The following is a 12,612-nucleotide window of genomic DNA, read 5'->3' as shown; positions in this document are numbered from 1 at the left end:
TTCGGGAGAAGGTATGCCGCAAGTAGGTGAACTTGTACAAAGGAAGCCCAAAGCGGTTGCAAAAAATCGGTGGCTGCGACTGTTTAATAAAAACACAGCACTCTGCAAACACGAAAGTGGACGTATAGGGTGTGACGCCTGCCCGGTGCTGGAAGATTAAATGATGGGGTGCAAGCTCTTGATTGAAGTCCCAGTAAACGGCGGCCGTAACTATAACGGTCCTAAGGTAGCGAAATTCCTTGTCGGGTAAGTTCCGACCTGCACGAATGGCGTAACGATGGCCACACTGTCTCCTCCTGAGACTCAGCGAAGTTGAAATGTTTGTGATGATGCAATCTCCCCGCGGAAAGACGGAAAGACCCCATGAACCTTTACTGTAGCTTTGTATTGGACTTTGAACGGATCTGTGTAGGATAGGTGGGAGGCTTTGAAGTGAGGTCGCTAGATCTCATGGAGCCAACGTTGAAATACCACCCTGGTGCGTTTGAGGTTCTAACCTAGGTCCATTAGCTGGATCGGGGACAGTGCATGGTAGGCAGTTTGACTGGGGCGGTCTCCTCCCAAAGCGTAACGGAGGAGTTCGAAGGTACGCTAGTTACGGTCGGACATCGTGACGATAGTGCAATGGCATAAGCGTGCTTAACTGCGAGACTGACAAGTCGAGCAGATGCGAAAGCAGGACATAGTGATCCGGTGGTTCTGTATGGAAGGGCCATCGCTCAACGGATAAAAGGTACTCTGGGGATAACAGGCTGATACCGCCCAAGAGTTCATATCGACGGCGGTGTTTGGCACCTCGATGTCGGCTCATCTCATCCTGGGGCTGTAGTCGGTCCCAAGGGTATGGCTGTTCGCCATTTAAAGAGGTACGTGAGCTGGGTTTAAAACGTCGTGAGACAGTTTGGTCCCTATCTTCCGTGGGCGCTGCAGATTTGAGGAAGCCTGCTCCTAGTACGAGAGGACCGGAGTGGACACACCTCTGGTGTATCGGTTGTCACGCCAGTGGCATTGCCGAGTAGCTAAGTGTGGAAGAGATAACCGCTGAAAGCATCTAAGCGGGAAACTCGTTTCAAGATGAGATCTGCCGGGGCCTTGAGCCCCCTGAAGGGTCGTTGTAGACCACGACGTTGATAGGCTGGGTGTGGAAGTGCAGCAATGCATTAAGCTAACCAGTACTAATTGCCCGTGCGGCTTGACCCTATAACTTTGACTGCCAATCGCAGTTCAAGACTGTTATGCCAAGTACGCAATCAAATCCACGCTGATTCACAGACTCTATGAATTCGCTGTGCAGTCCTCACTGCTCAGCAACCCTTTATGCCTGATGACCATAGCAAGTTGGTCCCACTCCTTCCCATCCCGAACAGGACAGTGAAACGACTTCGCGCCGATGATAGTGCGGGTTCCCGTGTGAAAGTAGGTCATCGTCAGGCTCTTACAGCCCAAACCGCCCTCCCACTAACATAGTGGGAGGGCGTTTTGCTTTGGGCTTGAGCGGTCAACATCAGCTGGCGCACAGCATTCAATGAATCGCCCCGGATTCCCTAGACACTTTTGAGCCGTTGGGAATGGCGTCTCTCGAACTCTACCGGCGAAGTATCTCCGGCAGTGCCATGGCGGCGCTTAGGGTTGTAGAACATCTCGATGTAGTTGAAGACATCGGCTCTCGCGTCATCGCGGGTCGGATAGATCTGGCGGCGGATGCGTTCGCGCTTGAGCAACTGGAAGAAGCTCTCGGCCACGGCGTTGTCGTGGCAGTTGCCGCGACGGCTCATGCTGCAGATCAGCTTGTGGTCGCGTAGGAAGTCCTGCCAGTCATGCCCAGTGAATTGACTGCCTTGATCCGAATGCACTGTGACTGGCTGCTCGGGTCGACGACGCCACAAGGCCATCACCAGCGCATCGAGCGCCAGCGCGGTATCGATGCGGCTACCCATTGACCAGCCGACCACCTGACGCGAGAACAGATCGACCACCACGGCCAGGTACAGCCAGCCCTCATGGGTGCGGATGTAGGTGATGTCGGTCACCCAGGATTGATTGGGCTGCGCCACGGAGAACTGGCGCTGCAGGTGGTTGGGCGCGACGACCGCGGGCTTGCCACCACGCATGCCAGGGCGACGGCGGTAGCCGGTCTGCGAGCGCAGTCCTTCGAGTTTGAGCAATCGGGCCACGCGGTGCTTGCCGCAGGACTCGCCTAGATCGCGCATGTCCAGGGTGAGCTTGCGGTAGCCGTACACGCCGCCGCTCTCCAACCACGCGTGCTTGAGCAGGCCCAGCACCCGTTGATCGTCCTGGGCGCGTGGGCTCACCGGATCGGCCTTCCAGGCGTAGTAGCCGCTGGGGTGCACCGTCATGATCTTGCACATGCGGCGCACGCTGTGCTCGTGTTCATGCCGCTCGATAAATGCGTACTTCACCCGGACTGCTTGGCAAAGTACGCTGCGGCCTTTTTTAAGATGTCGCGCTCCTCGGTCACACGCTTGAGCTCGGCCTTCAGGCGGCGCATCTCGTCGGCTTGCGAGCACTGCGCTTGGCGCTGGTCAGGCGACATCTGCTTGACTTTGATCCATTGATACAGACTGTGCTGGCTGACGCCAAGCCTGGCCGACACGTCGGCCACCTTGTGGCCTCGTTCGGTGATCTGCTTGACCGCTTCGATCTTGAATTCTTCGGGGTATCTCTGCTTGCTCATGGCACCTCCTATTGGGCCTCAGGTTTGAGGCTCAGAGGTGTCTAGAAAACCCGGGGCGATTCAAGGGAACAGGCAGCAGCCCACTCAACCAACAGCCGCCCCTGAGCAACCTCTTGGAACTCAACGGCTAGCTCGCCAAACTGATGCCACCGACTGCATAAAGATCCGCCACGCCTAAAACAAAAAATAGTGATATCGACGCAAGGATCAAAAAGGCTGTATACTTCTAAATTCTTCGGAGGGGTGCCCGAGTGGCTAAAGGGGGCAGACTGTAAATCTGTTGGCTTACGCCTACACTGGTTCGAATCCAGTCCCCTCCACCAGATTGTGGTTTGAAGGCGTTGGACCGTACTTGCACGAAATTCGGTCTTGCGGGAGTAGTTCAATGGTAGAACCCTAGCCTTCCAAGCTAATGACGCGGGTTCGATTCCCGTCTCCCGCTCCACGGTTTGGATAGGTTGGTTAAGAGGAGTTTGACTCCTTGTTGCCCATGTGGCTCAGTGGTAGAGCACTCCCTTGGTAAGGGAGAGGTCGCGGGTCCGATTCCCGCCATGGGCACCACAGTTTCAGGTGCGTCTCCGTTTGGGGTGCATCAATATTTGTCGTGTTGGTGTAGATTTTTTCGGAGTCGAAAAGATGGCAAAAGGTAAGTTTGAACGTACCAAGCCCCACGTGAACGTGGGCACGATCGGTCACGTGGACCATGGCAAGACGACGCTGACGGCGGCCATCGCCACCGTGCTGTCCAAGAAGTTCGGCGGCGAAGCCAAGGGCTACGACCAGATCGACAACGCCCCTGAAGAAAAGGCGCGCGGCATCACGATCAACACCTCGCACGTGGAATACGAAACGGCCACCCGCCACTACGCCCACGTCGACTGCCCCGGCCACGCCGACTACGTCAAGAACATGATCACCGGCGCCGCTCAGATGGACGGCGCCATCCTGGTGTGCTCGGCCGCTGACGGCCCGATGCCCCAGACGCGCGAGCACATCCTGCTGGCCCGTCAGGTGGGCGTGCCCTACATCATCGTGTTCCTGAACAAGTGCGACATGGTCGACGACGAGGAACTGCTCGAGCTGGTCGAGATGGAAGTGCGCGAACTGCTGGACAAGTACGACTTCCCCGGCGACGACACCCCCATCATCCGCGGTTCCGCCAAGCTGGCCCTGGAAGGTGACCAGTCCGACAAGGGTGAGCCCGCCATCATGCGCCTGGCCGAAGCCCTGGACACTTACATCCCCACGCCTGAGCGCGCCGTGGACGGCGCCTTCCTGATGCCCGTGGAAGACGTGTTCTCCATCTCCGGCCGCGGCACCGTGGTGACCGGCCGCATCGAGCGCGGCATCATCAAGGTCGGCGAAGAAATCGAAATCGTCGGTATCCGCGACACGCAAAAGACCACCGTCACCGGCGTGGAAATGTTCCGCAAGCTGCTGGACCAGGGCCAGGCTGGCGACAACGTGGGCCTGCTGCTGCGCGGCACCAAGCGCGAAGACGTCGAGCGCGGCCAAGTGCTGTGCAAGCCCGGCTCCATCAAGCCCCACACCCACTTCACGGCTGAGGTGTACGTGCTGAGCAAGGACGAAGGCGGCCGTCACACGCCCTTCTTCAACAACTACCGTCCCCAGTTCTACTTCCGCACCACCGACGTGACCGGCTCCATCGAACTGCCGGCCGACAAGGAAATGGTGATGCCCGGCGACAACGTGTCGATCACTGTGAAGCTGATCAACCCCATCGCCATGGAAGAAGGCCTGCGCTTCGCTATCCGCGAAGGCGGCCGTACCGTGGGCGCCGGCGTCGTTGCCAAGATCATTGCGTAATCTAGTGGGGATCGAAGGGGTATAGCTCAATTGGCAGAGCGTCGGTCTCCAAAACCGAAGGTTGTAGGTTCGATTCCTACTGCCCCTGCCACTTCAGGGTGGTAACAAATCAAGCCCGCCAGCCCCTGGCGGGCTTCGGCGTCTTGTAAGGCGCGATCAAATAGGCGAATTTATCTATGGCCACATCCCAGGTTGAGACGGTCACGACTGGTGCGGACAAGGCAAAGTTGTTCGCGGCAGTGGCGATTGTTCTCGCGTCCATTGCCGGTTTCTATTTGCTGGGTAAGCAAGGGCCCCTGATTCAATGGGGTGTGTTGCTGTTGGGGTTAGTGCTGGCTGTGGCGGTTTTTCTCGTTTCCGAGCATGGACGCCAGTTCGTCGGGTTTGCAAGCGATGCGTGGCGTGAGGTCAAGAAGGTTGTCTGGCCCACGCGCAAGGAAACGCTGCAAATGACGGGCTATGTGTTCGCTTTTGTGGTGGTGATGGCGCTATTCCTTTGGTTCACGGACAAGACCTTGGAATGGGTTCTGTACGACTTGATCTTGGGCTGGAGGAAGTGATGGTGGATGCCGTGGACACGAATGGTGTGCAGCCTCCGGTGGATGTTCCGGTGAATCCAGATCTGCGCTGGTACATCGTTCATGCCTATTCTGGTATGGAGAAGGCGGTAGAACGCAACATCCAGGAACGCATTGCGCGCGCCGGTATGCAGCAAAAGTTCGGCCGCATTCTGGTGCCCACTGAAGAAGTGGTGGAAATGAAGAATGGCCAGCGCAAGACTACCGAGCGTCGCCTTTTCCCTGGTTATGTGTTCGTCGAAATGGTGATGGACGATGACACCTGGCATTTGGTGAAGCACACCAGCAAAGTGACAGGATTCGTGGGCGGGGTGAAGAACCGCCCTGCGCCTATTTCCGAAGAAGAGGTGCAGAAGATTGTCAGTCAGATGCAGCAGGGAACGGACAAGCCGCGCCACAAGATCGAATTCATGGTGGGCGAGTTGGTGCGGGTCAAGGAAGGTCCGTTCACCGATTTCAACGGCTCCGTAGAAGAAGTGAATTACGAGAAGAATCGCTTGCGCGTTTCTGTGATGATCTTCGGCCGCTCCACCCCGGTGGAACTGGAATTTGCCCAGGTCGAAAAGACCTGAGCGTCATTGAAGTATTCGCGCTTTTCGACTCGGTGCGATGAGAGAAGAGAGTCGGTAACCCCGGGGAGCCTGGTGAACGATCAGGCGTTAATACCCGCAAGGAGCAAACATGGCGAAAAAAATCGTCGGCTTCATCAAGCTGCAAGTGCCAGCTGGTAAGGCCAATCCCTCCCCTCCGATTGGTCCCGCGCTGGGCCAACGCGGTCTCAACATCATGGAGTTCTGCAAGGCGTTCAACGCGCAAACCCAAGGTGTCGAGCCTGGTCTGCCGCTGCCCGTGGTGATCACGGCTTTTGCAGACAAGAGCTTTACTTTCGTCATCAAGACGCCGCCCGCAACGGTGCTGATCAAGAAGGCGATCAAGCTGGACAAGGGCTCTTCCAATGCCTTGAGCACCAAGGTGGGCAAGATCACCCGTGCACAGCTCGAAGAGATCGCCAAGACCAAGCTCAAGGACATGAATGCTGCTAGCGTTGACGCGGCAGTGCGCACGTTGGCTGGTTCTGCTCGCTCGATGGGCGTGACGGTGGAGGGTCTGTAAATGGCAAAGCTGACCAAGAAGCAAAAGGCCCTGCAGGGCAAGGTGGACTCTACCAAGCTGTACGCTTTCGCTGAGGCGGTGGCTCTGGTGAAGGAAGCCGCTACTGCCAAGTTCGACGAATCCATCGACGTTGCTGTGCAACTCGGCGTGGATGCCAAGAAGTCGGACCAAGTGGTGCGTGGTGCCGTGGTGCTGCCGAATGGCACGGGCAAGACGACGCGCGTTGCCGTGTTCGCCCAAGGCGCCAAGGCAGAAGAAGCCAAGGCCGCAGGTGCCGACATCGTGGGCATGGACGACCTGGCCGCTCAGGTCAAGGCTGGAGATATGCCGTTCGACGTGGTGATCGCTGCTCCCGATGCCATGCGCGTCGTGGGTACGCTGGGCCAGATCCTGGGCCCCCGCGGTCTGATGCCGAACCCCAAGGTAGGCACGGTGACGCCGGATGTGGCGACGGCCGTGAAGAACGCCAAGGCGGGTCAGGTGCAGTTCCGTGTCGACAAGGCCGGTATCGTGCACAGCACCATTGGCCGTCGGTCGTTCGACAACGACAAGTTGCAGGGCAACCTGGCAGCTCTGATCGAAGCGCTGAACAAGGCCAAGCCTGCGACCAGCAAGGGCGTGTACCTGCGCAAGGTAGCCGTGTCGTCCACGATGGGCGTCGGCGTCCGCGTGGATACGCAGACCATCGCGGCGTAATTGCGAAATCTTCAGACCTGGTGCGCCCATGAGGGCGGCAGGTCTGATGTGGTGGGCTGACAGCTCCTTTGAGGGCTGGCAGGCCATCCAAGACCGTTGGTGTGCAAGGTGCACTTAAACCTTTGGAGGCCAACGCAGATGGCGATCCCGCTGCAGATGGAATGCATGTTCCAAAACAGTTGGTCGCTGCAACAAGAGCGCGCACGGAGGCTTGTCCGAAGTGCGCATATGAAGGAGTAGACCTTGAGTCTTAATCGCAGTGAGAAAGAAGCGGTCATCAATGAAGTGACCAGCCTCGCCGCTAAAGCTCAAACGCTCGTGATCGCGGAATACCGTGGCATCACGGTGGCCGACATGACCAAACTGCGCGTGGAAGCTCGCAGCAAGGGTGTGAGCCTGAGTGTTCTGAAGAACACCCTGGCCCGCCGTGCTGTGGCTGGCAGCCAGTTTGACGTGGTGGCCGACCAGATGACCGGTCCTCTGATCTATGGCTTCTCCGAAGACGCTGTGGCCGCCGCCAAGGTGGTGGCCGATTTCGCGAAAACCAACGACAAGCTGGTGATTCGCGGCGGCGCTTTCGCGGGCAAGGCCCTGGACGTGAACGGCGTGAAGCAACTGGCCAACATTCCTACCAAGGAAGTACTGCTGGCCCAGCTGTGTGGCTTGCTGATGTCGCCGATCTCCCGCACCGCCGTGGTGCTGGGTGCCCTGGCGGCCAAAAAAGGCGAAGGCGAGCCTGCTGCTGCCTGAGGCAGCGTGGCAATCGTCCCCCCTCTCAACCAATTGTTAGGAAATCAAAATGGCATTCGATAAAGACGCATTCTTGACCGCGCTGGACAGCATGACGGTCCTGGAACTCAATGACCTGGTGAAGGCCATTGAAGAGAAGTTCGGCGTGAGCGCTGCCGCTATGGCTGCTCCCGCTGCTGGCGGCGCTGCCGGCGGCGGTGCTGCAGCTGCTGAAGAAAAGACCGAGTTCAACGTGGTGCTGGCTGACGCCGGCGCCAACAAGGTGGCGGTCATCAAGGCAGTGCGCGAAATCACCGGTCTGGGCCTCAAGGAAGCCAAGGACCTGGTGGACGGCGCTCCCAAGAACGTCAAGGAAGGCATTGCCAAGGCTGACGCCGAAGCTGCCGTCAAGAAGCTGGTGGAAGCCGGCGCCAAGGCCGAACTCAAGTAATCGACCTTGTCTCCTGGGCTGGGGGTCTTGCGAAAGGCCTCCAGCCTTTGGTGCTTATGGGACGCACTTTAGAGCGCACCAGAAAGCGGCCCCCGTGGACTGTTTTCTAGTGTCTTCTGAACCATCCGACAGCAGAAGACGCCTTGGTTCGGGCGATGTGCAACGCATCGCCGTCCGCCATGGTTGGTAGTGGCCAACCGCCAAGCCTGCAAGGTGGCCGCCTTGCAGGGCAGTCGTCGAAGATCCCATTCCATGTCCTTGCCCGGAGATCTCATGGCCCAAACATCCACGTACAGTTATACCGAACGCAAGCGCATTCGCAAGAGCTTCGGTAGCCGCGACAGTGTGCTCAAGGTCCCGTACCTGCTGCAGATGCAGCGGGATGCCTATACCGCGTTCCTGCAGGCCGACACGGCCCCGCAAAAACGCAGCAACGAAGGCCTGCAGGCCGCATTCAACTCCGCGTTTCCCATCGTTTCCCACAACGGCTTCGTGGAGATGAAGTTCGTTGAATACAACCTGGCCAAGCCGGCGTTCGACGTGCGCGAATGCCAGACCCGCGGCTTGACTTTTGCATCGGCCGTGCGTGCCAAGGTGCAGTTGATCATCTACGACCGCGAGTCCTCGACCTCGCAGTCCAAGGTGGTCAAGGAAGTGAAGGAGCAGGAGGTCTACATGGGCGAAGTGCCCCTGATGACTGACAAGGGCTCCTTCATCATCAACGGCACGGAGCGCGTGATCGTCTCCCAGCTGCACCGCTCGCCCGGCGTGTTCTTCGAGCACGACAAGGGCAAGACCCACAGCTCGGGCAAGTTGCTGTTCTCTGCGCGCATCATCCCCTACCGCGGCTCCTGGCTGGACTTCGAATTCGATCCGAAGGACATCCTGTACTTCCGCGTGGACCGTCGCCGCAAGATGCCGGTCACGATCCTGCTCAAGGCCATCGGCCTGAACCCCGAGTCCATCCTGGCGAACTTCTTCGTCAACGACAACTTCCGCCTGATGGACAGCGGTGCTCAGCTGGAGTTCGTGCCCGAGCGCCTGCGTGGCGAGGTGGCGCGCTTCGACATCACCGACAAGGCCGGCAAGGTGATTGTGGCCAAAGACAAGCGCGTGACGGCGCGCCACACGCGTGAGCTGGAGCAGTCCGGCACCACGCACATCAGCGTGCCTGAGGATTTCCTCATCGGCCGCGTGGTGGCCCGCAACATCGTGGACGGCGACACCGGCGAGATCCTGGCCAAGGCCAACGAAGAGCTGACCGAGGCGTTGCTCAAGAAGCTGCGCGCTGCTGGCGTGCAGGACCTGCAGGTCATCTACACCAACGAACTCGACCAGGGCGCCTACATTTCGCAGACGCTGCGCATCGACGAAACCGTGGATGAATTCGCCGCGCGCGTGGCCATCTACCGCATGATGCGCCCCGGCGAGCCGCCGACCGAGGATGCCGTGCAGGCCCTGTTCCAGCGCCTGTTCTACAACCCCGACACGTACGACCTGTCGCGCGTAGGCCGCATGAAGTTCAACGCCAAGATCGGCCGCGACGAAGCCACCGGCCCGATGGTGCTGTCCAACGACGACATCCTGGCCGTGGTCAAGATCCTGGTGGACCTGCGCAACGGCAAGGGCGAGGTGGACGACATTGACCACCTGGGCAACCGCCGCGTGCGCTGCGTGGGTGAACTGGCCGAAAACCAGTACCGCACGGGCCTGGCACGTATCGAAAAGGCCGTGAAGGAACGCCTGGGCCAGGCCGAGCAAGAGCCGCTGATGCCCCACGACCTGATCAACTCCAAGCCGATTTCCGCGGCGCTCAAGGAGTTCTTCGGTGCGTCCCAGCTGTCGCAGTTCATGGACCAGACCAACCCGCTGGCCGAGATCACGCACAAGCGCCGTGTTTCGGCCCTGGGCCCGGGCGGTCTGACCCGCGAGCGCGCCGGCTTCGAGGTGCGCGACGTGCACGTGACCCACTACGGCCGCGTGTGCCCGATCGAGACGCCTGAAGGTCCGAACATCGGTCTGATCAACTCGCTGGCCCTGTACGCGCGCCTGAACGAGTACGGCTTCATCGAGACTCCCTACCGCCGCGTGGTGGACGGCAAGGTCACGATGGAAATCGACTACCTGTCGGCCATCGAAGAAGGCAAGTACATCATCGCCCAGGCCAACGCCACGCTGGATGCCGAAGGGCGTCTGACGGGCGACCTGGTGTCGGCGCGCGAGAAGGGTGAATCGACCCTGGTGTCCGCCGACCGTGTGCAGTACATGGACGTGTCGCCTGCACAGATCGTGTCGGTGGCGGCTTCGCTCGTTCCGTTCCTGGAGCACGACGACGCGAACCGCGCGCTGATGGGCGCCAACATGTCGCGCCAGGCCGTGCCCGTGCTGCGTCCCGAAAAGCCCATGGTGGGCACGGGTATCGAGCGCGTGGCGGCCGTGGACTCCGGCACGGTGGTCACGGCCAACCGCGGCGGTGTGGTGGACTATGTGGACGCCACCCGTATCGTGGTGCGTGTGAACGACGACGAAGCCGTGGCCGGTGAAGTCGGCGTGGACATCTACAACCTCATCAAGTACCAGCGCTCCAACCAGAACACGAACATCCACCAGCGCCCCATCGTCAAGAAGGGCGACAAGCTGGCCAAGGGTGACGTGATTGCCGACGGCGCTTCGACCGACCTGGGCGAGATCGCCATCGGCCAGAACATGCTGATCGCGTTCATGCCCTGGAACGGCTACAACTTCGAGGACTCGATCCTGATCAGCGAGCGCGTGGTGGCCGAAGACCGCTACACCTCGATCCACATCGAGGAGTTGGTGGTGATGGCCCGCGACACGAAGCTGGGCGCGGAAGAAATCACCCGCGACATCCCGAACCTGTCCGAGCAGCAGCTGAACCGTCTGGACGAGTCCGGCATCATCTACGTGGGCGCCGAAGTGCAGCCCGGCGACACGCTGGTCGGCAAGGTCACGCCCAAGGGCGAAACCACCCTCACGCCTGAAGAGAAACTGCTGCGCGCCATCTTCGGCGAGAAGGCGTCCGATGTGAAGGACACCTCGCTGCGCGTGGACCAGGGCTCGCAGGGCACGGTGATCGACGTGCAGGTGTTCACCCGTGAAGGCATCCAGCGCGACAAGCGCGCCCAGCAGATCATCGACGATGAACTCAAGCGCTTCCGCCTGGACCTGAACGACCAGTTGCGCATCGTGGAGGCCGACGCCTTCGACCGTATCGAGAAGCTGCTGACCGGCCGCGTGGCCAACGGCGGCCCGCAAAAGCTGGCCAAGGGTACGAAGATCGACAAGGCCTACCTGGCCTCGGTGGAGAAGTTCCACTGGTTCGACATCCGCCCCGCCGAGGAAGAGGTCGCCACGCAGCTGGAGTCCATCAAGAACGCGCTGGAGCAGACCCGCCACAGCTTCGACCTGGCTTTCGAAGAAAAGCGCAAGAAGCTCACCCAGGGCGACGAGCTGCCGGCCGGCGTGCTGAAGATGGTCAAGGTGTACCTGGCCGTCAAGCGCCGCCTGCAGCCTGGCGACAAGATGGCCGGCCGCCACGGCAACAAGGGCGTGGTGTCCAAGATCGTTCCGGTCGAAGACATGCCCTACATGGCCGACGGCACCCCCGCCGACATCGTGCTCAACCCGCTGGGCGTGCCTTCGCGGATGAACATCGGCCAGGTGCTGGAAGTCCATCTGGGCTGGGCCGGCAAGGGCATGGGCCAGCGCATCGGCGACATGCTGCAGCGCGAGGCCAAGACGGCTGAGCTGCGCAAGTTCCTGGAAGAGATCTACAACTCGCGCGGCCGCAAGGAAGACCTGTCGCAGCTGAGCGATGACGAAATCCTGGCCATGGCGCGCGAGCTGACCTCGGGCGTTCCCTTCGCATCGCCCGTGTTCGACGGCGCGTCCGAAGAGGAAATCAAGGACATGCTCAAGTTGGCCTACCCGGACGACCTCGCCCAGGCCAAGGGCCTGACCGAGACGCGTACGCAGGCGTACCTGTACGACGGCCGCACGGGCGAGCGTTTCGAGCGCCCGACGACCGTGGGCTACATGCACTACCTGAAGCTGCACCACTTGGTGGACGACAAGATGCACGCCCGCTCGACCGGTCCGTACTCGCTCGTCACGCAGCAGCCGCTGGGCGGCAAGGCGCAGTTCGGTGGCCAGCGCTTCGGTGAGATGGAAGTGTGGGCGCTGGAAGCCTACGGCGCCGCCTACGTGCTGCAGGAAATGCTGACGGTGAAGTCCGACGACGTGCAGGGCCGTACCAAGGTGTACGAGAACATCGTCAAGGGCGAACACGCGATCGAAGCCGGCATGCCGGAGTCGTTCAACGTGCTGGTCAAGGAAATCCGTTCGCTGGGCCTGGACATCGAGTTGGAACGTTCCTGAGCAGGATCGAGTTTTTAAAAAAGTGAGCGGCTGGCGCTCACTCCCTCTGGGTTTGCAGGTGTTTTGTCTTGCAAATCCTTATGTGGCAAGCGCCAGCAGCTATGTTTTTAGGTGAAAAGGAAAGA

At 59.9% G+C, this 12,612-nt stretch carries 9 protein-coding genes, 4 tRNA genes and 2 rRNA genes (1 of these 15 cut by a window edge); 14 read left to right on the top strand and 1 reads right to left on the bottom strand.

Annotated features, from left to right (window positions below; translation table 11 throughout):
* Both PCQ86_RS18575 and rrf read left to right on the top strand, forming a co-directional pair.
* Positions 1-1,200, top strand: a 23S ribosomal RNA gene (locus PCQ86_RS18575); it begins 1,676 nt to the left of the window's first position.
* 120 nt (positions 1,201-1,320) lie between these two features.
* A 5S ribosomal RNA gene (gene rrf / locus PCQ86_RS18570) occupies positions 1,321-1,433 on the top strand.
* Between the two features lie 111 nt (positions 1,434-1,544).
* Here the strand turns inward: rrf and PCQ86_RS18565 are convergent.
* A protein-coding gene (locus PCQ86_RS18565; RefSeq protein ID WP_270174450.1) for an IS3 family transposase occupies positions 1,545-2,695 on the bottom strand; the annotation gives its coding sequence in 2 pieces (ribosomal slippage) (positions 1,545-2,449 and positions 2,449-2,695; 1,152 coding nt in all).
* Between the two features lie 237 nt (positions 2,696-2,932).
* On the opposite strand from PCQ86_RS18565, the gene PCQ86_RS18560 reads away from it, so the two are divergent.
* The 12 genes from PCQ86_RS18560 to rpoB all read left to right on the top strand — a co-directional run bounded on the left by PCQ86_RS18560 (position 2,933) and on the right by rpoB (position 12,487).
* Positions 2,933-3,018: transfer RNA gene (locus PCQ86_RS18560), tRNA-Tyr, on the top strand.
* A 48-nt stretch (positions 3,019-3,066) separates the two neighbouring features.
* Positions 3,067-3,140 (top strand) — tRNA-Gly (locus PCQ86_RS18555).
* Positions 3,141-3,181: 41 nt separating this feature from the next.
* A tRNA-Thr gene (locus PCQ86_RS18550) sits at positions 3,182-3,256 on the top strand.
* Positions 3,257-3,331: 75 nt separating this feature from the next.
* Positions 3,332-4,522, top strand: a complete 1,191-nt coding sequence (gene tuf / locus PCQ86_RS18545) for an elongation factor Tu (protein ID WP_047349905.1) — start codon at positions 3,332-3,334, stop codon at positions 4,520-4,522.
* A 15-nt stretch (positions 4,523-4,537) separates the two neighbouring features.
* Positions 4,538-4,613: transfer RNA gene (locus tag PCQ86_RS18540), tRNA-Trp, on the top strand.
* Between the two features lie 85 nt (positions 4,614-4,698).
* Complete coding sequence (gene secE / locus PCQ86_RS18535; protein ID WP_015914495.1) at positions 4,699-5,082, top strand: preprotein translocase subunit SecE; 384 nt, start codon at positions 4,699-4,701, stop codon at positions 5,080-5,082.
* On the top strand, positions 5,082-5,672 hold the full coding sequence (gene nusG / locus PCQ86_RS18530) for a transcription termination/antitermination protein NusG (protein ID WP_011806989.1): 591 nt from the start codon (positions 5,082-5,084) through the stop codon (positions 5,670-5,672). The genes secE and nusG overlap by 1 nt, the downstream gene beginning before the upstream one ends.
* A 109-nt stretch (positions 5,673-5,781) precedes the next feature.
* A complete protein-coding gene (rplK, locus tag PCQ86_RS18525) occupies positions 5,782-6,213 on the top strand; it encodes a 50S ribosomal protein L11 (protein WP_011806988.1) in 432 nt (143 codons plus the stop codon).
* Complete coding sequence (gene rplA / locus PCQ86_RS18520; protein WP_011806987.1) at positions 6,214-6,909, top strand: 50S ribosomal protein L1; 696 nt, start codon at positions 6,214-6,216, stop codon at positions 6,907-6,909. It abuts the gene before it with no gap.
* Positions 6,910-7,152: 243 nt separating this feature from the next.
* Positions 7,153-7,659 carry a 50S ribosomal protein L10 gene (rplJ, locus tag PCQ86_RS18515; RefSeq protein WP_011806986.1) on the top strand — a complete coding sequence of 169 codons (507 nt, stop codon included), beginning with the start codon at positions 7,153-7,155 and terminating at the stop codon, positions 7,657-7,659.
* Between the two features lie 49 nt (positions 7,660-7,708).
* On the top strand, positions 7,709-8,089 hold the full coding sequence (gene rplL, locus PCQ86_RS18510) for a 50S ribosomal protein L7/L12 (protein ID WP_015914493.1): 381 nt from the start codon (positions 7,709-7,711) through the stop codon (positions 8,087-8,089).
* 273 nt (positions 8,090-8,362) lie between these two features.
* Entirely contained in the window at positions 8,363-12,487 is a 4,125-nt protein-coding gene (gene rpoB / locus PCQ86_RS18505) for a DNA-directed RNA polymerase subunit beta (RefSeq protein ID WP_011806984.1), read from the top strand.
* Positions 12,488-12,612 lie beyond the last annotated feature (125 nt).

This window comes from Diaphorobacter sp. ED-3 (genome assembly GCF_027625375.1).
In the GTDB taxonomy this organism is placed as follows: Bacteria; Pseudomonadota; Gammaproteobacteria; order Burkholderiales; family Burkholderiaceae_C; genus Diaphorobacter; species Diaphorobacter nitroreducens.
This window is presented reverse-complemented; position numbering and strand designations above follow the sequence as displayed.